Annotated in this window: 21 protein-coding genes; 17 read left to right on the plus strand and 4 right to left on the minus strand. The window is 35.1% G+C overall.

Annotated elements, in window-relative coordinates; genetic code table 11:
• Position 1: 1 nt before the first annotated feature.
• The gene (locus OO013_RS09385) at positions 2-1,996 is read right to left on the minus strand and encodes a GAF domain-containing protein (protein WP_266056543.1); all 1,995 of its coding nucleotides are present in this window, start codon (positions 1,994-1,996) and stop codon (positions 2-4) included.
• A 266-nt stretch (positions 1,997-2,262) separates the two neighbouring features.
• Between OO013_RS09385 and OO013_RS09390 the strand changes: the two genes are divergently transcribed.
• Positions 2,263-2,694, plus strand: coding sequence for an FKBP-type peptidyl-prolyl cis-trans isomerase (locus OO013_RS09390; protein ID WP_266056544.1), 432 nt, complete (start codon positions 2,263-2,265; stop codon positions 2,692-2,694).
• Positions 2,695-2,743: 49 nt separating this feature from the next.
• On the opposite strand, the gene OO013_RS09395 is transcribed toward OO013_RS09390, so the two are convergent.
• Positions 2,744-3,355, minus strand: coding sequence for a hypothetical protein (locus OO013_RS09395; RefSeq protein WP_266056545.1), 612 nt, complete (start codon positions 3,353-3,355; stop codon positions 2,744-2,746).
• Positions 3,356-3,408: 53 nt separating this feature from the next.
• On the opposite strand from OO013_RS09395, the gene OO013_RS09400 reads away from it, so the two are divergent.
• From OO013_RS09400 to OO013_RS09420, 5 genes are all read left to right on the plus strand, one after another.
• Positions 3,409-4,101, plus strand: coding sequence for a hypothetical protein (locus OO013_RS09400; protein ID WP_266056546.1), 693 nt, complete (start codon positions 3,409-3,411; stop codon positions 4,099-4,101).
• Positions 4,094-5,731 carry a S8 family serine peptidase gene (locus tag OO013_RS09405; protein WP_266056547.1) on the plus strand — a complete coding sequence of 546 codons (1,638 nt, stop codon included), beginning with the start codon at positions 4,094-4,096 and terminating at the stop codon, positions 5,729-5,731. The genes OO013_RS09400 and OO013_RS09405 overlap by 8 nt, the downstream gene beginning before the upstream one ends.
• A 39-nt stretch (positions 5,732-5,770) precedes the next feature.
• Positions 5,771-6,442, plus strand: coding sequence for a ribulose-phosphate 3-epimerase (rpe, locus tag OO013_RS09410; protein ID WP_266056548.1), 672 nt, complete (start codon positions 5,771-5,773; stop codon positions 6,440-6,442).
• On the plus strand, positions 6,439-8,781 hold the full coding sequence (locus tag OO013_RS09415) for a TonB-dependent receptor plug domain-containing protein (protein ID WP_266056549.1): 2,343 nt from the start codon (positions 6,439-6,441) through the stop codon (positions 8,779-8,781). Before rpe ends, OO013_RS09415 begins: the two co-directional genes overlap by 4 nt.
• Positions 8,782-9,074: 293 nt before the next feature.
• Entirely contained in the window at positions 9,075-9,212 is a 138-nt protein-coding gene (locus OO013_RS09420; protein WP_266056550.1) for a hypothetical protein, read from the plus strand.
• Between the two features lie 27 nt (positions 9,213-9,239).
• Here OO013_RS09420 and OO013_RS09425 read toward each other — a convergent pair whose 3' ends face one another.
• Entirely contained in the window at positions 9,240-9,605 is a 366-nt protein-coding gene (locus tag OO013_RS09425; RefSeq protein WP_266056551.1) for an arsenate reductase family protein, read from the minus strand.
• 99 nt (positions 9,606-9,704) lie between these two features.
• On the opposite strand from OO013_RS09425, the gene OO013_RS09430 reads away from it, so the two are divergent.
• The 9 genes from OO013_RS09430 to OO013_RS09470 all read left to right on the plus strand — a co-directional run bounded on the left by OO013_RS09430 (position 9,705) and on the right by OO013_RS09470 (position 18,750).
• A complete protein-coding gene (locus tag OO013_RS09430; protein WP_266056552.1) occupies positions 9,705-10,208 on the plus strand; it encodes a hypothetical protein in 504 nt (167 codons plus the stop codon).
• Positions 10,209-10,314: 106 nt separating this feature from the next.
• Positions 10,315-10,905 carry a hypothetical protein gene (locus tag OO013_RS09435; RefSeq protein ID WP_266056553.1) on the plus strand — a complete coding sequence of 197 codons (591 nt, stop codon included), beginning with the start codon at positions 10,315-10,317 and terminating at the stop codon, positions 10,903-10,905.
• Between the two features lie 43 nt (positions 10,906-10,948).
• Positions 10,949-11,980, plus strand: a complete 1,032-nt coding sequence (locus OO013_RS09440) for a hypothetical protein (RefSeq protein WP_266056554.1) — start codon at positions 10,949-10,951, stop codon at positions 11,978-11,980.
• A gap of 133 nt (positions 11,981-12,113) precedes the next feature.
• The gene (gene gyrA / locus OO013_RS09445) at positions 12,114-14,678 is read left to right on the plus strand and encodes a DNA gyrase subunit A (protein ID WP_266056555.1); all 2,565 of its coding nucleotides are present in this window, start codon (positions 12,114-12,116) and stop codon (positions 14,676-14,678) included.
• Positions 14,679-14,723: 45 nt separating this feature from the next.
• Positions 14,724-15,854 carry a tetratricopeptide repeat protein gene (locus OO013_RS09450; RefSeq protein ID WP_266056556.1) on the plus strand — a complete coding sequence of 377 codons (1,131 nt, stop codon included), beginning with the start codon at positions 14,724-14,726 and terminating at the stop codon, positions 15,852-15,854.
• 100 nt (positions 15,855-15,954) lie between these two features.
• Positions 15,955-17,112: a galactokinase gene (galK, locus tag OO013_RS09455; protein WP_266056557.1), complete on the plus strand. Its 1,158-nt coding sequence runs from the start codon at positions 15,955-15,957 to the stop codon at positions 17,110-17,112.
• A gap of 52 nt (positions 17,113-17,164) precedes the next feature.
• Complete coding sequence (locus OO013_RS09460; protein WP_266056558.1) at positions 17,165-17,647, plus strand: DoxX family protein; 483 nt, start codon at positions 17,165-17,167, stop codon at positions 17,645-17,647.
• Positions 17,648-17,769: 122 nt separating this feature from the next.
• A complete protein-coding gene (locus OO013_RS09465; RefSeq protein ID WP_266056559.1) occupies positions 17,770-18,261 on the plus strand; it encodes a Dps family protein in 492 nt (163 codons plus the stop codon).
• Between the two features lie 39 nt (positions 18,262-18,300).
• Entirely contained in the window at positions 18,301-18,750 is a 450-nt protein-coding gene (locus tag OO013_RS09470) for a sll1863 family stress response protein (RefSeq protein ID WP_266056560.1), read from the plus strand.
• 65 nt (positions 18,751-18,815) lie between these two features.
• Here the strand turns inward: OO013_RS09470 and OO013_RS09475 are convergent, their stop codons facing one another.
• On the minus strand, positions 18,816-19,709 hold the full coding sequence (locus OO013_RS09475; RefSeq protein ID WP_266056561.1) for an outer membrane beta-barrel protein: 894 nt from the start codon (positions 19,707-19,709) through the stop codon (positions 18,816-18,818).
• A 181-nt stretch (positions 19,710-19,890) separates the two neighbouring features.
• Here OO013_RS09475 and OO013_RS09480 point away from each other — a divergent pair, with 181 nt between their 5' ends.
• Both OO013_RS09480 and OO013_RS09485 read left to right on the plus strand, forming a co-directional pair.
• Entirely contained in the window at positions 19,891-20,220 is a 330-nt protein-coding gene (locus OO013_RS09480) for an ArsR/SmtB family transcription factor (RefSeq protein WP_266056562.1), read from the plus strand.
• Between the two features lie 12 nt (positions 20,221-20,232).
• Complete coding sequence (locus OO013_RS09485; protein ID WP_266056563.1) at positions 20,233-21,129, plus strand: arsenite methyltransferase; 897 nt, start codon at positions 20,233-20,235, stop codon at positions 21,127-21,129.
• Positions 21,130-21,143: the final 14 nt, after the last annotated feature.

Consider the following 21,143-nt stretch of genomic DNA (forward strand, 5'->3'; position numbering starts at 1 on the left):
ATCAATCATTTACTTTTGACTTTACAGAATCTAATTCCTTTTCCTTTTCAGCCAATTTACGTTTTAATTCTTCATTTTGCAGATCAGATTCCTTCTGTCTTCTTGCCATTTCTTCCTGAGTAGCCTGAAGCTCTTCCATATTTTGTCTCATTTCTTCTTCTTGAGACCTCATCATTTCGGCTTGTTCTTTTGTCTGTTCGAGAAGCTCTTTCGTTCTTTCGTTCATTTTAAGAGCACCGATTGTGGCAGCCAGACTTTCTCCAAGCTTTTCGATAAGTTCTAAATGATGATCAGGTAATACTTTAAAACTTGCTATCTCCAGAACACCTAATACATTTTCATTCTCAACCAAAGGCATTATTAATACACATCTAGGTGTTGCATCGCCCAGACCACTTTTAATATTTACGTACTCCTCTGGTACATCTGTTAAGTAAATTGGTTTCTTCTCAAGGTAACTTTGCCCCACAAGGCCTTCGCCAATCTGAATGTTTTTATTTAAATATTTTCTTCTGTCAAAAGCATAGGCACTAACTAATTCAAGATATAAATTATCTGAATCATCATCGTTAAGCAGGAAAATACCAGCTTGGTTAACCTCTACATAATCAACAAAGTCTTTTAGTAGTCTGGCAAAAAATTCTTTCAGATCAGTACCACTCTTGATTCTTAACATATCAGAAAAGTGTGCCTGACCTTTTGTTACCCAGTTGCGCTTTTCTTCTTCCTCTCTTGACTTCCTGAGATTAAATTTCATCTCAACTAACGCTTTACCGAGGACATCATTTTCATCTAGATTATCTAATTCATAATCAAGGTTGCCTTCGCCAATAGCGCGGGCATACTCAGACTTTTCACCAAGATTATCAATTAGGGTATTGATGCTTTTTGACATTTCATTCAGCTCATCATTGGTCTTTATCTGAAGTTTATCACCTTCCGAAACCTTTCCTTTTGAAAGATCATCTAATGTATCTGAAGCCTTTTTAAGAGAAGATGAAATTCTGTCTGACAGATAGTATAATACCACTGCTAATATTATAAATCCTAAAAGTGCAATGATGATACCATTTCTGGTTGCCTCATTTATATCCTTTATAATTACTGCTTTAGGAATAAAAGTAGCTAAATACCAAGGTTTAGCGGTACCGCCAAAATCTATTTTTCGAAAGTTAATAATTACTTCATCATCAAAACTACTAAGATACTTTTCATATGAGGCTGCTCCATTATTTTTAACATGTCTAAGAACTTCGTCCTTATTAAACCAGTCTCCGAACAAAGTGTCCATATCTTTTCCAACAAAATCGCTGTTTTCATGGGCTACAATTGACCCATTACTTGAAAATAGAATTGTCTGGGCCTCTTCATAAGGTTTTAAACCAGAAATAAATTGTAGATCTGATAGAATCACATCAATTCCAATCAAACCAATAAACTTATTATTATCATTTTTCAGAGGAATGCAGACCGATGTCATCAATAAGTCCTGATCAACATAAGGATTTGCTAATTCTTCAACACCATTTGTCTTCAACCAAAAATAATCGCTTGCTTCATTATTCCCTTCTAATTCAAGTGTATCTGATTTAAATCCTCCGGTTTGATAAGCTGTCCTTCTTGCCCGGCCATAATCATTATAATATGCAGTATCGTAATGTGACAATTCATAGCTGACCCAGGCACTAAAGTACCTCTGATCTCTTTCAACCATTGCCACCAACATTTTATCGGTTATTTCTGGTAAAACCGACAAGTCCTGCCCTGAAAACTCTTCTAAGGTTCCAGCAGCAGCTCTGCTAATTCCGAAATCTTTATTAAAGATCGCTCTAATCTCATTCGTGTTTTGATTAGTGTAACTTCTAGCAAGATTTTTGGCTTCTTTTACTGTCTGTCCACGCAGTGTAAGGATTATGTATGACACACTTCCTACAAATGCCAGTAAAAAAATCCCAAGAATTATAAAAAGTAACTTCCGTTTAATTGTCATTCTCATATCAAAAAATATTAACAACTATTTAAAGTTATTATTTTTTCCGATTCGATTACTATTGATGTTAGATTAAAGGCAAAAAAAAACAATTCATCTTAAAAAATTTATATTCAGACTGAAAAATACCACAATCTGAATTGTTATAGTTTTTCCAAGGCTTTGCCTCATTTTATGCGTAACTTTGCAGAAATTAAATTGTTAGGGCTTTCAGTATGCCTTAACATCTTGTTGAATTGGATGAGCCAAATGCTCAAAACAAAATTAAACTGATGAAAAAAGTAGAACAAAACAACAAAGTAAAAGTTCATTACACTGGAAAATTAGAAAGTGGAGAAGTTTTCGATTCTTCTGAGGGTAGAGAGCCACTTAGCTTTACAGTAGGAGCAGGCCAAATGATTCCAGGTTTTGAAAAAGGTGTTTTGGGAATGGAATTAAACGAAAAGAAAACTATAACTATCGAATCTGAAGATGCTTATGGTGATCGTCGTGATGACCTTATACAATCTGTACCAAAATCTCAGTTACCTGAAGATCTGAATCCTCACGAAGGACAGCAACTTCAGTCTCAAACTTCGACAGGCCAGGTTATCCCTGTTGTAGTTACAAATGTTTCTGATGAAGAAATTACTGTTGACGCTAACCACCCACTTGCAGGCAAAACTCTTGTATTTGATGTTGAGGTAGTTGGAATCGATGAGTAAATTGATAAAAACCTTAAAATAATAAAACCGCCTCTCGGGGCGGTTTTTTTTATTCTTCAATTTCTATTTCTTCTAAAATATCTGCAAGGTGATCGTAATCTTTATAACCAGGCCTTATTTCCTGAGATCCCTTCATACTTATACCTGCGACAGGAAAATTATCTAAAAATTCATTGATGGAATCCTGTTCGATAGCACCACCATAATAGACATCTATTTGAGCTCTTTTAATTCCATCATTATTCAACACAGATTTAAGATACTCATCCCCTGATTCTACAATCACACCTAGTACATTGTCATTAAGACCTTCAATATCAATCGCAGTTAGTAAATAGTTGATATCTGAATCTTCATTTACAATTAAAAAAAACTCTTTAGAATCAAGAGATTTAAGTACATCGGGATCCGGTTCCGATAAAAGAAACTTTTCTATTCCATAATCAGTACTTACAGAATCAATAGATTGTCCTGCAGGTTCAGCTACCGGTTCGATACCACTCAACCATTCATTTATCTCTTTAAAACTTTCTGGAGAAAGATGTTCTTCAATAGCTGTGTCTGTGAAAAAACCATAATAATCAACCCCCATACCGGCACAATACCTTGCATCACTGAGGTTTGAAACATTTCGCACGATAACTTTACATCGTAATGCCATCCTTTTTTTTATTAAGTATTATTTAATTATTAAATAGATTATCTTAGCAATTAATGAAATTCAAAATAAACTATTTTAAAATCATCGGGCTACTTTTAATGCCATTAATTTACGGCTGCTCTACCGGTACGATCGATCCGGATGAGATAGACGAAAGAAAAATCTATTTTCCTGATGATGAAGGCTTATTTAGAATTTATGAAATCCAACAAATTGATTATAAAGCAAACGGCGAAAGAGACACATCAAGATATCGGTTAAAAGAAAAAGTATCTCAAAGAACCTCTGCTCAAGAAACTTTCCAGGTATTGGAAAGATATCGGTTTCAAAATAATGATTGGGCTCTGGATTCAATCTGGAACATCTTTTATAATCCGACAAATGTTGTCCTTTATCAAAATAATATTCCCTTGGTCAAAATAGCTACCCCTGTTAACAAACAAACATCATGGGATAGAAACAGTTATAACAGCAGGGATGAAATGATAAGTAATTATATAGATATTAAGTCAGATACCGTAATTGCACAAAATAATTATTCTCAGGTAGCAATTGTTGAACTTGAAAACATCACCGATCCAATCATTGGAAATAACGTTAGTTATGAAGTATATTCTCCGGGAATAGGCTTAGTTAGCAAGTATGTTGAAAATATCGATTACAAACAAGGTGTTGATTTGGGTAAACAGATAATATCCCAGGGTGTTATATATAAACAAGTTTTGGTAATTAGCGACTATGAATAAACTATTTTCACTTTACTTAATACTTATAATTTCTACCGTAAATATTTTCGGTCAGAAAAACCGGTATTTTGTGAAGTTCAAGGATAAAAAACATTCTTCTTATTCGCTTGAAACGCCTCAGGAATTTTTGTCAGAAAGAGCAATTGACAGGAGAAATAAGTTTGGAATAGATTTTGATAGCCTGGACCTGCCTGTAAGTGAAGCATATATTGATAGCTTAAAAAAAGAAAGTATATACGTTTTCTATACATCCAAATGGCTTAATGGAGCTATAGTTCAAATCGAAGAAAATACAGCAGAAATGCTTAGCTCCAAAAATTTCGTTGATACAGTTATTTTTGCAGCTCCCGGGTTCAGACTTACTACCTCTCAAAACACCTATCCATTGAATGAAGATCCCCTTATTGTTGAAAATGCAAATAATCTGAGTCAGGACAACCAAAACAACCTCATTAATTACAATAAAGAAAAGGTAGAACAACGAGGAAATGGGATTCGAATCGCTGTCTTTGACGGAGGGTTTAAAAATATTAATCGAATTACAGCTTTTAATCATCTATATGGTTCAAATAAGCTGATTGATCAATTTGATTTTATAGAAAATGAAATAAACCCATATCATCATAATAATGATCATGGCACCAAAGTATTATCTTTAATCTCTGCATTTTCACCAGGAATATATCTTGGACTTGCTTATGAGGCAGAAATTTGTCTGTACGTAACCGAAGATTATCCTTTTAGTTATGAATATCGAATTGAAGAATATTACTGGGTCATAGCGGCCGAAAGAGCTGACAGTGCAGGTGTTGACATTATAAATAGTTCCCTGGGGTATAATACCTTCGAAGATGCCACAATGGATTATGAAGTTGCTGATATTGGAAAAAATGTATCAGTATCAAGTATGGGAGCTAAAATAGCAGTTGAAAAAGGAATATTCACAGTTGTTTCATCCGGAAATAGTGGGAATAGTTCTTCCTGGCCATATACAGCTTTTCCAGCAGATACTGATGGGGCTTTATCAGTAGGTGCAGTAGATAATTCAGGCAATAAAGCCGGGTTTAGCAGCATTGGTTACCCTGAGCAAGAGTATATTAAACCAGATATATCAACCCCGGGATCGCAAGTTGTAGTAATAAATTCCTTAGGAAATGTAACTACGTCAAATGGAACTTCTTTTAGTGCTCCAATCGCTACTGGAATGGCCGCTTTAACACTTGAAACATTCCCTGAATACCCACCTGTTCAACTAAAAACTGCTTTTCATGAATCCGGATCGCAATCAGAAATGCCAGACAGGCTGATTGGGTATGGAGTTCCTGATCTGATGGTGATGTTAGGAGAAGTACTTTCCATTCCAGAAGAGAATAAGTCAGATATAATCAAGCTTTATCCCAATCCAGCTAATCCAGGATTGCTTAAATTAAAAGTATTTAATGAGAATATCGATCCAAATGTGGAAATAAAAGTATTCAATAACGTTGGGGGAGAAGTTGTCAGCACACCTCTTAAATTAGTTAAAGGAGAGGGTATTATTGATCTTACCGGTATTTCTCCTGGTAATTACATTGTAATAGTCAGAACAAATCAGGGGAATTTGACCGGAAAAGTAATTCTTACCGATTAATACTTTAATGAAATTGATCGATTACCTTATCTTTGTAAAATGAAAAATACAATAATAGCCCCATCAATACTTGCATCAGACTTTGCTAACCTCGAGTCTGAATCTAATATGCTAAATAGAAGTGAAGCAGACTGGTTCCATATTGACATCATGGATGGTAGATTTGTCCCGAATATCTCGTTCGGAATACCTGTTACTGCAGCTATAAATAAGCACGCTCAAAAACCCCTTGACGTGCACCTGATGATAGTTGAACCCGAAAAGTATCTCGAAGATTTTAAAAATGCCGGTGCAGAAACATTGACAGTTCATTATGAAGCGTGCACTCACCTTCATAGAACGATTGGTCAAATTAAAGAACTAGGATGTAAAGCCGGAGTAGCTTTAAATCCTCATACTCCTGTAAGCGTACTTGAAGACGTAATTCAGGATATTGACCTGGTATGTGTTATGTCTGTAAACCCTGGTTTTGGGGGACAAAAATTTATAGAAAACACCTATGATAAAATTGAAAAATTAGCCAGCCTGATAAAAAAATCAAACAGTAATGCTCTAATCGAAATAGACGGGGGAGTAAACCTGGATAATGCACCAAAATTAATAAAAGCGGGAGCCGATGTGTTGGTGGCAGGATCCTTTGTTTTCAATTCTAAAAATCCCGAAGACACTATTAAAAATTTAAAATCAATTAACAATTCCCTCGTTTCTTGAACTTAAAATCAGGCATATTATTATATTTTTTACTGATAATTACTAGTTCAGCATTTGGACAGGATGAACGCCTGGTCATAAAATTATTATTAAAAGAGGACAGTCTTCCAATTTCCGGGGCAGTTCTGATAGTTAATGATGCGCCCCTGGCAATTTCTGATGAAGAAGGCTTTATTGAGGTTAAAAAAAATTGGTTTAAATCTGGTAATACGGTTTATTTAAAACATCTTCTTATAGAACCTTACTATTTTTCTTCGGTTCCGGATCCTGTTGTTTATCTGAATGTAAAAAATAAGGAATTAGAGGAATTTGAATTAAGAGCAGAAAAGGAAAGAGATGACCAGTCTTTAGAAAAGCTTTCAACAACTGCTGGTAGCCAATTCACAATGATTAACCAATCATTCAGTCAGTTTTTGCAAACTATTCCCGGGGTTATAGTTAATAATGATCTTTCTAATCAATACGCAGTAAGAGGCGGGAACTTTGACGAAAACCTGATTTTCGTAAATGACTTTGAAATTGTCAGACCACAAATCACAAGGCAGGGACAGCAGGAAGGACTTGGAGTAATAAACCAACAGCTTCTCTCACAAGTAGATTTTAGTACTGGAGGCTGGAATGCACGGTATGGTGATAAATTAAGTAGTTTATTAATTGCCAGATATGATCCTTTTGAATCTGAATTCATAAAAGGAGATATTTCATTACTTGGGTTTTCAGGAGCTGTAAGCCGGGAGATAATCAAAGATAAATTTGGGATTCGATCCGGGTTCAGATATAAAAACAATACACCTGTTTTAAATGGATTTGGAACAACCGGGGATTTCACAGCAAATAGCATAGACTGGCAAACATCAATAGATTATAAATGGAAATCTGAGGATAACATTTTCAGGATTACACTTTTTCCATATGTATACAATAATAGTTTCGAATCAGTTCCTGAACAGAAACAAGTAGAATTTGGAACATTCAATAATCCGGTTCGATTTGATGTGGCATTTGATGGAAAATCAGAATATGAGGCTTCTTCTGCAGGTCTGGGATACCGAATGTCACTTAGCAAAGATAATTGGTATCACGACCTGACTGCAGAAGGACAATATTCAGGAGAACAGGAACTTATTAATCTGGAAAGTGGGTACAGATTATGTGATATCGATAATAACCCGGTAAGCAGCTCATTTAATCAGTGTACAGCCATCAGGGGCCTTGGAACAGAATTTGAATATGCCAGGAATAAACTCATATACGATAAAGTTAGATTCACTACAAATCATCTTTACAGTAAGAATAACCTCTTTATTAAATTCGGAGCCTCCTTTAAAAAGGAAAATTATAAGGGCAACACAAGTGAATATTCATTCCTCGATTCAGCAGGGTATGTAAACAACATCAACACAATAGTAAATGATGTGACCATTGATGATTCCAAAACTGCTATTTATACCGACTTTAGGTCTGGTTCAGGAAAACTATCCTATACTTTTGGCTTACGTGGTCTATATTGGAATTTTGGAAAAGATTTTTTTTTAATGCCCAGGGCTCAGTTTTCATATAGTTTAAACAACAACACCAGTCTTTTTTTTAATACTGGACGTTATATTCAACCTCCTTCTTACAGAGCATATTTTAACCCCGAAGGAGCCATTGGAACGAATGTAATTGCACAGGAATCCTGGCATTTTATTTTTGGATCAAACCATCGCCTAATTATTGGTGAAAAACTTTTTAAACTTAAAAACGAGATTTTCTACAAACATCTCCCAAGATTAACCCCATTTGTAATAGATGATATACGGTTATTATATGATGCTGACAGGATCAGTGAGGGATTTTCTACGGGTATTGAAAGCAGGATTAGTGGTGAGTTTATTCCTGGCACAGAATCCTGGCTCAGTTTAAGTATTTTAAGCACACGAGAAAGGCCTGAAGGTTCAGAGGGTGATTATAAACGCAGAGCTACTGATCAGCGTTTTAATATGGCATTTTATCTTGAAGACCATATGCCATTTGATAAATCATTCAAGATTGCAGTAAAAGGAAATTTTACTACTGGATTACCATTTCGCCCCCCTGGAGATCCATTTGCAACACAGGCTTTCACTGGTGATTATTTCATAAGAACGGACGTTGGAATTGGAAAAGAGTTTTACAGTAAATCTGATACTGATAAAAAAACATGGCAGGTAATGCTGGAGATAATTAATCTTTTTGGAAGACAAAACACGATAAATTATCAATGGGTTCAACAGGTAGACCGATCATATATAGGAGTTCCCGAAAACCTTCCGGGTAGGATCGTTAACCTTTCTGTCTCCTTAAATATTGATGGTTAACAAATTGGACTAAACCAATACAATAAGGTATTTTTCAGATTTTAAGTCACATATAATTGTAAAATCATCATTTTTATTACATCAAGCGCAAATTCTTATCCAAAGATTTTTATAGCATTCAAATTCGTACTATCATTGCAGAAGTAAGGGTGGTGCCTTACTACCAACAACAGATTGGTTTTGGTTGATAGATTAGTCTCGCCTTCCTCAGGCGAGACTTTTTTTTAATCAATTGCAACCTTTTTCAGAGTGTGCGGGTCTAATAGGTGAGTTTAATTAAAAAGGGAATAGCCATGTATAAACCTAAAGTATGGAATAACAAAAGTTTTACTTTGCCAAAAACTTCTCCAACTAACATTAGTGAAGTTTGCAAATTAAACTATTTAAAGAAATTCAATGAATCCTTAAGAGCGGTTCATGCAGAGGAGTAATCAGGCAAATACTCTGAATTATTTTTTTTAGCTGGATAATTTTTCCCTGACCTTTTCTACTGACTTTTTAGAATTCCCGGGGACAACGTCATCTTCAAATACAAAGACCGGTCGTGCAATAATAGAATAGTGAGATAGAAGCAGGTCGACAATTTCACTTTTATTCATTTTGCTATAATCCAGGTCTTTTCCTTTAAGTTGTCTTGATCGCTTATTAATAAAAGCAATCGGATCTAGTTCGGATTTATCAAACCAACTTAATATTTCTACCTTCTCAGGCATTTGTTTTTTCAAATCGATAAAATTATTTAAACTCCTGTCAAGGCTCAAATCATCAAAAATTCTTTTGCAGGTATCACATGTACCCAGATAATATACCTTTGTATACTGCATTTTGTGTTTTTTAACTATTTAAACTTACTTTTCCTTTATATTCGCAAAAAAATATGCGTAAATTTAAGACTTGTAAAAATTAATTAACTGTTAAATATTATGAATTTAAGAACTTTCTTATCGGTTGGAATGCTAATGTTATTTTTTAGCTTTGGTGCAGTTGCTCAGGATGACGAAGTAACAACAGAGGATCTTTACCAATATGCACTTTTAAATGTTACTGTTGATCAGATGAAAGCTGAGATAAGCGATGTCATCAATGACATGATCAAAAACCAGGAAGGTATCGATGGAAAAAGATACAAAGAATTAGCTGGTGCTTACGGTGATGACGCAAAATTAGCTGAAATCGGAGCTAAAGATTTTGAAATTAAGTTCATCGAAGTAATTGAAAAAGAAAAATCGGATAGAATTGATGCAATCAAAACTGTAAACCAGATTCTTGCAACTAAGATGATGGGCGACAGAGGTAAAAAATACAAAGCTGTTAAAGCCGCTGTAAAAAGTGATGATGCTGTAAAAGCAGAATACGAAGCTATTTTTGCTAATATCCAAAACGCACAGAATACAGAAGAAGCTGCTGAACCAACTTCTTCTAACTAAATATTTATTTTTAAGAACATTTGAAAGGGAACATTTTCGTTCCCTTTTTTTTATTCTGTAATGAAATAATTATTTTGCCACTGAATCAATAAAAAGTATATTATTAATGCTTGACGAAAGCCATATCAATAGTGTTTTAAAAGACACGGATATTAAGGATAAAACCAAAGACTTAAGAGCCTCTTTTAAAGAAGATGTTGCTCCAATGTTGGACATTAGTACTCATGACTTCCTTTCTTTGGTTTATATTACTCCATCTTTAGCCATTGCAAAATCTTATCATGATGTTAATATTTTTGAGGAATTATCCATAAACACAAAAGCCAGAAAGCTTTCAAAAGGCAAATATTTTCTACAGTCAGACCCTGTTGCTCATGCAATTAAATATTTATTAGACTCATTTGATAAATGGGAAGATAAATTTTATAATCACCTAAAATATATAATTGATAAAAATGTCAATGAGTCTAAAGTCGACAGTAAATCAACAGACGTAATTGAATCTTTTAACAATTCTCCTCATGATTTAGCGTTAGTTATAGAAACATTTTTTCTAAATGAAGGAGAATCGATAGCGGATGAAAGGGAAATAAGTAAAAAAGAGCTTGGAAAAGTTAAATATATACTTGAAAAAACAGGATTATCTTACCTGCATCCGGTAAAACTATTTTTAAATACTTATAAGTTAAAAGAATAAAATAAATTGCAACTTTTCGGGGTTAATTAAGTAAATGCCAGGCATGCCAAATAAAGTATTAATCATTTTTCTGTTTGCTATAACTGCATCTACCGTTTTATATGGTCAGGTTGATTCGGTGTCTGCTAATGAGCCACCAGAGGCACAACTGTATAGAAAATATAGCAAAGACGAAATTAAGAGTAGTGCTACCGGATTCAGAAAATTCATCAGCAAATTTTCTTTTGGTTATTCTTTAGGATATGGAGTTGATATTTATAAAAATCCTCTTGACGATTATTCTTTATCTGCTTCATCAGAGGGCCCGTTTATCACTTCCACGAGCCCGGAAGACACAGTCGGAGCAATCGGAACATGGATGACTACACCAACTTTTGGTGGAACTGCAAACCAAACAGTTTCAGGCGATACTGCCGACCTTAAATACCGTGGAGTAGGAAGTGCCATACCAATGTCAATCACACTTCATTATAATTGGAAAAGGTTACGGTTAGGACTGGGAGCTGATCTTGGTTTACATTTCTTCCCTAAAATGAGCCCTAAATTTTCTGATGACGACATGTGGCTTTATGAATCGGAAAAGAAATCAAGCTTTTATAAAAGATTTTATATTTCAGGAGAATATGCTTTCAAAGAATTTCTGGATTATACATGGGCTGCAAGTTTACGCTTAGGAATACTCAACAGAGGCAAAATAATAGATAAAAACTATGCCAAGGGGAAATTCTTCGTCAATGTAGGATTTAACATAGAGCGTAATTTGTCAGAATATTTTAAAGTGATCTTAAGACCACAGATCGACTTTAAAAGTTATAAAATGGCGATTAACGGGAATGACATAAGAGTAAATCAGCACGGTTTATATACCACTATTGGCATTAGTTATCGAATACCTGAATTGAAAAAATCCCCAATGAAGGCAGATCATGTGCAGATCAACCACATTCTGAATGGTGTGGAGTACAGAAGTAATCGCCATCCTTTCTATAAATACCAGAATCCTAACTACGGGCAAAACCATAGAAAGCCGACCAGATTAAAGAAAAAGAACAAAAAAAGACTGCAAAAAAACTGATAATTAAGAGGTTAGTTTTCATTAAGCGTGGCAAGGACATAATTCATTACTCATAATGATTAAATAGGTATCATTTAATGAATATTTTACTTATCTTGCGCAACAGTTTTAAAAGCATTGAATTGTAATATTTATGGCAGAAGGTGCTAATGAGCAAATCATACCTGTAACCATTGAAGAGGAAATGCGTGGTGCCTACATCGATTATTCGATGTCGGTAATCATCAGCCGTGCACTACCCGATGTAAGAGACGGCCTCAAGCCGGTACACAGAAGGGTACTCTTTGGAATGCAGGAATTAGGAGTTACATATAATAAATCTTATAAAAAGTCAGCCAGAATTGTCGGTGAGGTACTTGGTAAATATCACCCTCACGGAGATTCTTCTGTTTATGACACCATGGTCCGAATGGCTCAACCATGGTCACTAAGATATCCACTAGTCGATGGACAAGGAAACTTTGGATCAATTGACGGCGATTCACCGGCAGCAATGCGTTATACGGAGGCACGTCTTAAAAGAATTTCGGAAGAACTACTCAATGACCTGAACAAGGACACAGTAGACTTTGCGCCGAACTTCGATGATTCATTAAAAGAACCGATCGTTCTTCCGGCAAAATTACCTAATCTTCTTTTAAATGGTGCTTCTGGTATTGCGGTGGGAATGGCCACAAACATGGCTCCACACAACATATCAGAAGTAATAGATGGGGTTTGTGCTTATATCGATAACAACGATATTGAAATAAGCGAACTGATGCAGCATATTACTGCTCCGGATTTCCCAACAGGTGGACTTATTTACGGTTATCAGGGGGTAATGAATGCCTATGAAACCGGTAGAGGAAGAGTGATAATGAGAGCCAAGGCTACATTTGAAACTTCTAAAACCGGCAGGGAACAGGTAATTGTTACTGAGATCCCTTACATGGTCAACAAGGCTTCAATGATTGAAAAGACCGCTCAACTGGTCAATGATAAGAAAATCGAAGGTATTGCTGACATCAGGGACGAATCAGACAGAAATGGCCTGAGAATCGTTTATGATCTCAAGAAAGATGCTATTCCAAACATAGTATTAAATAATCTTTATAAATATACTCAGCTTCAAAGCAGCTTTGGTATTAACAATGTTGCTCTGGTTAAAGGACGTCCTCATACCCTTAATCTTAAAGAGCTTATAAAATATTATGTCGAACACAGACATGAAGTTGTTATAAGAAGGGCAGAGTACGAACTCAAAGAGGCTGAGAGAAGAGCTCATATCCTTGAAGGATATCTGATCGCTCTTGATAACATCGATGAAATCATTGAGATTATCAGAGGCTCAAGAGATCCTGAAATTGCTAAAGGAAAACTGATCGAAAGATTTGAACTTTCGGATATCCAGGCAAAAGCGATTCTTGAGATGAGACTTCAGCGTCTGACAGGTCTTGAAAGAGAGAAATTAGAAGCTGAGTACAAAGAAGTAATGGAAACAATTAAAGAATTGCAGACCTTACTTGCCAGTGAAGAAAAAAGAATGGAGCTCATCAAGGAAGAAGCTTTAGGTCTTAAGGAACGTTATGGTGATGAAAGAAGAACTGAAATCATCCATGCTGCAGGAGATCTTACTGTAGAAGACATGATTCCTGATGAAGAAATGGTCATCACTATTTCTCATCAAGGATATATAAAACGAACTCCTTTGACAGAGTATCGAACTCAAAGCAGGGGAGGAGTTGGCTCCAGAGGTGCAATTTCTAAAGATGAAGATTTTACAGAGCATTTGTTTATAGCAAGTACTCACAATTATTTATTGATCTTCACTAAAGAAGGAAAAGTTTTCTGGGTTAAAGTTTACGAAATCCCTGAAGGAAGTAAGAATTCCAGAGGCCGGGCGATCCAAAACCTGATACAGATTTCTCCTGAAGATTCAGTTAGAGCGGTAATTAATGCTAAAACATTAACAGACGAAGATTATATAAATAATCAATTCCTGATCTTCTGTACAGAAAGAGGAATGATTAAAAAGACGGCATTGGAGGCTTATTCCAGACCGAGACAAAACGGTATCAATGCGATCACTGTTAATGAAGGCGATAGATTACTGGAAGTAAAAATGACCAGTGGTGATGATCATATAATCATTGCATCACAAAGTGGAAGAGCAATTCATTTCCATGAAAGTAATGTTCGTAGCATGGGTAGAACAGCTGCCGGTGTGAAGGCTATTACTCTTGATTCTAAAACTAATGATCACGTAGTTGGCATGGTTTGTGTAAATAGACCTGATAGCAACTTACTTGTAGTTTCAGAAAAGGGTTACGGTAAGCGTTCTTCGATCGATGAATATCGTATCACCAAACGAGGTGGTAAAGGTGTGAAAACCTTAAATGTAACAGAAAAGACCGGTTCACTGGTAGCTATAAAAGAAGTAATCGATACTGATGACTTAATGATCATTAATAAGTCTGGTATTACAATCAGACTTGCTGTTGAAGATCTTCGCGTTATGGGTCGTGCTACACAAGGAGTGAAGCTTATCAGACTAAATGAAAATGATGAAATCTCTTCTGTAGAAAAAATCGAGCATATCGAAGGAGAAGAAGATGAAGTCGAAGACGCTGAGGTAGTAAATGAGTCTGAAGAAACAGGCAAAGAAAACAATGAAGAAGAGGATTCTTCTGAAGAAAATGATAACTCAGAAGATTGATAAATAACTTTAAACTTTAAAAGAAAAAGAATAAAAATAAACGTGATGAAAAAAGTAATATTCTCAATTTCTTTAATTCTAATATCTGTATTAGGATTTGCACAAGGAAAAAACATCAGAAAAGCTGAGTCTGCTTTAGAGGATGGAAATCTGGAAGAAGCAAAGACGTTGATTAATGAAGCTGTAAAACATGAAAAAACCATGGATGATGGTAAAGCCTGGTTTACCAGAGGAGAGGTTTACATGGCAATAGCTGATTCAGAAGGCGGTATGACGAGCCCTGCTTTCGAAGAAGCTCTTGAATCATATAATAAAGTTTTTGAATTAGAAAAAGATAATAGCCCAACGTATTTTGTTGCGCAACAAAAGATTCAAGGACTTTATGGCAACTACATTAATAAAGGAATTAAAAATTTCGAATCAAATAATTATGATTCTGCCTATATAAATTTTTCAACGGCTGAAATCATTAATCCTGGTGATACATTAGCTCTTCTTTATTCAGGTTATGCGGCTCAAAACAGCCAGAAATTTGACGAGGCTCTAGAAGCATATAAATCTTTAATCGAGACAGGACATGCTCAACCTGATGTTTTTATTTATGCTGCTAATATAAATATGACCAATAAAGAAGATAACGAAGCTGCAATGGCTGTTATTAATAAAGGGCTTGAGCAATACCCGGAAAATCTTGACCTTCTGAAAACTCAGATTGATGTTTACAAGAAAATGGGTAAAACCGAAGAAGCTAAAGCAAGTTTGATTAAGGCAATCGAAAAAGAGCCAGACAATTACATACTGCATTATGTATTAGGTGATATCTATGACAAGGAAGGTGAAAAAGAGAAAGCAGTTGCTTCTTATGAAAAAGCTGTGGAAGTAAATCCTGAGTTTACTGAAGGATATTATAATGCAGGGGTTTTATACTATAATGATGCTGTTGCTTTACTCAATGAGGCAAATAAAATGGATATCAAAACTTATCAAAAAGAAGGTGCTAAAGTAGAAGCCCAGGCTAAAGAGGAATTCCAAAAGGCTGCTCCTTATTTTGAAAAAGTAATCGAATTAAATCCAGAAGAACTTACTACTCTCGAAACATTGAAGACTATCTATGTGAGAATAGGTGAGAATGAAAAAGCTGAAGAAATTCAAAACAAAATTGATAGCATGCAATAATTTGCTTGAATTATAAAAAAAAGGGTGACGATCAATCGTCACCCTTTTTTTATTGCATTGTCTAAATTATATTAGTGTTCTTTTTAACTGACAGAAAATAATGGCAGATCTATCCAGAATAAGAAATTTATATTACCAGCAATTTGAATCAAAAGCTACTTTTTTATATTCTCCTGGAAGAATCAATTTATTAGGAGACCATACTGATTATAATGCAGGACTGGTAATGCCTGCTGCTATAGATTTTGGAATCACTTTTGGCATTGGAAAGAATAATACTGATGAGGTAAATATCCTCGCAGCTGATCGAAATGAACGTATTACATTCAATATAAATAAAATAGAAAAAAGCCAGGACAAAGAGTGGGCTAATTTTCTATTAGGAGTGATAGATCAATTTAAAAGAAACGGAGAAAAGATTGGTGGTTTTGACCTTGTTTTTGGTGGTGACCTGCCGGCATGTGCCGGGCTGTCTTCCAGTACTGCACTAGAATGTGGTTTGTCATTTGGCCTGGATAGAATTTTTGAACTTGGATTAAGTAAGAGAGACCACCTGTCTATTACCCATAAAGCAGATAAAGACTTTATGGGATTGAATAGAACTTATATGGACCAGTTTGCTAATCTATTTAGCGTTGCAAACCATATTATTTATCTGGACTGCAAAAACTTATATCACGAGCATTTGGAATTGGAAATGTCTTCTTTCAGATTTGTGCTTTTCGATACACAGATCAAGCTGGATCTTAATAGTTCTGAATACAATGCGCGAAGGCAAGCTTGTGAGGATGCGGTGGAGACAGTCCAAAAGTATATTCCACAGGTTAAAACACTTAGAGACCTGACTCCAGAGGCATTGGATAAGATAAAAAACAAAATGTATCCTCCGCTGTATGAAAAAACATCTTTTATAGTAGAAGAGATAAAAAGGGTAGAAGATGCCGCCAGAGATGTCAGAAGAAAAGATTGGGATTCTTTCGGTAGAAAAATGTATGAATCGCACGAAGGATTAAGAGATAAATACAAAGTAAGCTGTCCTGAGCTGGATTTTCTGGTTGAAAAAAGTAAAAATTATGAAAATATAAAAGGTGCCAGGCTGATGGGCACTGGTTTTGGTGGTTGTGTAATTGCACTTGTCAAAATGAGCAATGTGGAAGAAATGATCAACGATGTAAAAAAGGCATATAAGAAAAAGTTTGGCAAAAAGCTTATTGCTTATAAAGCGCGAATATCAAATAGCACTTCTTTGATAGCTTAACCTTTGAAAATCAATAACGTATATATTGGTAGAAAATTAAAACCAATCTGCCATGACTACACTACAAAATCTCGAGCGATGGGCAGATGACCACCGTCCATCCTGGCTTTCTTTTATTCGTGCATTACTAGGTATTTTCATTACCTACAAAGGCTTTCATTTTATGGCTAATATAGATCAGCTACAGCATCTTACTAACAGCCTGGATCTAAGCTTTGCAGGAGTGACTATAGCGCACTACATAGTCTTTGCACACCTTTTAGGAGGTCCTTTACTTGCCTTTGGTCTTTATACAAGATTTATGGCATTAATCCAGATACCAATTCTTCTTGGAGCTGTATTTCTGGTTAATAGTTCGCTTAAAAACGATCTATTAGTAAGCAATAGTGCGTTTGAAGTTAGTCTTATAACTTTAGTTCTTCTTCTTATTTTTCTATTTATCGGTTCTGGAAAATATTCCATTGACTACCTTAGACACAAAAGAAAAGATAAGTTAAGAGAAGTAAGAAAAAAGCATGCTCAATCCCATGTCTAATAAGCGTCATATGTTCTACACATTTTCGTAGAACATATTCCACATTAATAGAAAAAAGATTTAAAAAAAAGCCTTAGAATAAGCTCTAAGGCTTTTGTCATATTTTTTGCTACTATATTGGCATGGAAACTACAAGAACTAAAGAATATAAAAAACTAGGATTTAAAGAAGCTGATGTTAAACCATTAGTAAAAGCATTAAACATACTTTCAGCAAATTATCATGTACATTATCAAAAGTTGAGAAATTATCATTGGAATGTTAAAGGAGGAGATTTCTTTGATATTCATGAAAAGTTTGAAGCTCAATATGATAAGGCAAAAGAAAACATCGACGAAATTGCTGAGAGGGTAAGAGTCTATGGTGAAACTCCTGTTTCTACCATGAAAGAATTTCTTGAAATGAGTGAAATAAAAGAGACAGGGACTGATCTTAAAGCCCATGATATGGTAATGGAGATCAAAAAAGATATGGAAATCCTTGATGGCTTCATGTATAACGCAATTGATGCGGCCATAGAAGCAGGGGACTCAGCATTAGAAGATATGTTAAAATCATTCGTTGCTGATCTTGAGAAAGATCACTGGATGTGGAGTGCTTTCTTAAGCAACTAAGAAACAAAAACAACAATTATAATCTAACTGAATAGCACTATGTTACTATTAAGAACAATGTCAATGCTATGTATCTCAGGTATGCTACTTATGGGATGCAATGGAAACACAGACACTAGTGAAAATGTCGAACAAGAAACAGAAGAAGCTGTAAGCGCAGCGGAGGCTGAATTTGATGAAGAAAGAAATGAATTGAGAAACAATCTCCAGGAAATGGGTAATAAAATTGATCGGAGAATAGAACACATGGAAGCTGAAATTGAAAATGCTTCAGCTGAAGCAGAGGCTGATATAGAAGAGGAACTAGCTGAGCTTAGAGACGAAAGAGCTCAGATCAACCAATCCCTTGAAGACCTTGAAAATGCCACAGAAGAAGAATGGCAAGAATTTAAAAAGGGAACTCAAGAAATGTTAAATGACATTGAAAGAGGTTGGGAAAACATGGAAGCTGAAATGGAAGAAGAAGTCCATGAAGAAGTTCACGACTAATAATTAATATAAAAGTCTTAAAAAAAGGCTTGCCATTTCTGGCAGGCCTTTTTTTATGAAATATTTTATAAATTAAAGATTATTCCTGCATTGAAACCAAAACCAGAAGCATTAACTTTTTGAGTAGGCAATACTGTCGGTGTATTTGGTTCGTTTTCAATTTGCTCTTCAGGATTAGGAGCAACATCTTCAAAAACATATTCTTTAGCACCAGTAGGTAAATTATCTAAACTTAGTATTACCTGGTCAGAATCTAAATCGGTCACTTTGTAACTTGTTACCGAAGCATCCTTACTCTTTAAGCTTAGTGCTTTAATTTCTGTCTCAACAAATACTTTCATTTTATCACTTACAGGATAACTCACACCAAATACTCCGGAAAATCCTACAGAAAATTGTGGATTAATCTCACCTTCAAGTTCAGTTAATCTCTGATCATCTATATCTAGATTAGTACCTTCAGCTTTCATTTTACCAGCAACCGGAATGATCAATCCAAGTCTTGAATATGGATTTAATCCTTCTTTACCTAATGAAAGAACAAGCGCTGGCACAATATCGACTCCTCGTACATAGGAATGAGTTCTGGAATCTTCTAAAGGGGTTTGGAAATATCCTGTTTCAGTCTTTTCACCATGGAAATAATTAATACCGAAATCAACTCCGATATTATCATTAAACATGTATCCAACTGCTATAAATCCTTTAAATCCAACACCTAATGTTCCATTTAAAGATTCAATATTTGTTTCCATTCCATTGCTTGACAAACCAATAGAAGGTTCAATATCTGAGTTCAGTAATCCAAGAGGATCAGTGTTATTATACGGACTGCTTCCACTTTTAAACGTGTAACCACCACCAACACGTACATATACATCCTGGGCGTTAGCATTGGAGATACCAGTAAGCATTAGTACTGATAATAGAGCACATGTAAATAAGTTTTTCAAATTCATAATGAGCTAGTTATTGTTTAATAATTAATATTTTATTCTGCATGCAGAATAATTCGGGCAACAAATAAGCATAATTAATTCCATTATAACACTGACAACTCAAAATAATCTTAAAGAAAAAGATCGGTTTGGCAACATTACTCATCATCACATCGTAATATTGTTATATAATTATTTACTTATGGGAATAACTCGAACGGATCTCTTTACTGAAAAACAAAATGAGCTGGCAAATACACTTAAAGTATTTGCACACCCGGCGCGTATCGCCATTATAGAGCATATGCTAAAGGTAAATGCATGTATTAATAGCGACCTGGTAAAAGAGCTTGGAATGGCTCAGGCATCGATTAGCCAACATCTTAAAGAGCTAAAATTTGCCGGGATTATTCAGGGAACCGTTGAGGGAAGTTCAATGAATTATTGCATCAATCCGGATAAGTGGAAAGAAGTAAGCGAAACTTTATCAGGTTTCTTTAATAAATATTTTGAAAATAACCAGTGTTGCTAAACAATATAAAAGATGAAAACCCCCGAAGAAATAAAGAACATAGTCAGAAAGAAATACAGTGAGATTGCTGATAAAGACCAATTATTGAATGCAGCTTCCTGCTGCGGTGCAACGGATGTCTCACAAGAAGTCTATAATATCATGACGGATGATTATTCTGAAGTCGGAGGATATAATCAGGATGCTGATCTGGGACTTGGATGCGGCCTGCCAACTAAATTTGCTTTGATCCAAAAGGGAGATACTGTAATCGATCTGGGATCAGGAGCTGGTAATGATTGTTTTGTTGCAAGACATGAAACAGGAGAAAAGGGAAAGGTTTTAGGGATCGACTTTACAGAAAAGATGATCGCTAAAGCTCGCCAGAATGCTGAAAAACTTAATTTTAATAATGTAGAGTTCAGGCAGGGTGATATTGAGGATATGCCAGTATCGGATAACATGGCAGATGTTATTGTAAGCAATTGTGTTCTTAATCTGGTACCTGATAAAGAAAAGGTATTTAAAGAAATATTCAGAGTATTGAAAGATACAGGACATTTCAGTATTTCTGATATTGTTCTGGAAGGAGATCTTCCTGAAGAATTAAAACAAGATGCAGAAATGTATGCCGGATGTGTGTCAGGAGCCATTAAAAAAGAAGAGTATTTGCATTTCATAAAGAAAGCAGGGTTCAAAAACATTAAGATCCAAAAACAAAAACCCATAAATATTCCAAAAGACATTTTAGAAAAGTATCTTTCCGTCGAAAATATTGAAACCTTTAATAAATCTATGGGTATCTATAGTATAACGGTCTACGGTGAAAAAGGAGGGAAGAAGCCTAAAAAGAATCTGGCTGATCTGACTGTTAAAGACGTCAGAGAAAAAAATTCTGATTATTGTGAACCGGGTTCAGGATGCTGTTAATTATTAAAAATAAC

The organism is Mangrovivirga halotolerans, from assembly GCF_026241165.1.
GTDB lineage: Bacteria > Bacteroidota > Bacteroidia > Cytophagales > Cyclobacteriaceae > Mangrovivirga > Mangrovivirga halotolerans.